The organism is Glycomyces sp. L485 (assembly GCF_022548875.1).
In the GTDB taxonomy this organism is placed as follows: domain Bacteria; phylum Actinomycetota; class Actinomycetes; order Mycobacteriales; family Micromonosporaceae; genus Glycomyces.
Genome location: NZ_JAKZEW010000055.1, coordinates 1 through 233 on the forward strand (window position 1 = coordinate 1; position 233 = coordinate 233).

Genomic DNA, 233 nt, shown 5'->3' on the forward strand with positions numbered 1-233 from the left:
CCGGCACCGGCCTCGCAGACCGAGACCGGGCCCGAGAGCGGCACCGGACCCGAACACGGGCCCCGAACCGGCACCGGACCCGAGCGAGACTCCGAACAGGGCTCCGGACCGGGCGGATGCTCCCGCCCCGAAGACGAGCACGCCTCCACACCAGCAACACCGCCAGCGGCCGCACAGGCTGCGGCGATGCGTCTGGTTCACCCGAAGACGAATGAACCGCTGATCCCGGTGCG

Annotated in this window: 1 pseudogene; it reads left to right on the top strand. The window is 72.5% G+C overall.

The features are described from left to right. Positions 1 to 233: pseudogene (locus L0U85_RS18585) on the top strand (hypothetical protein); the annotation flags it as partial.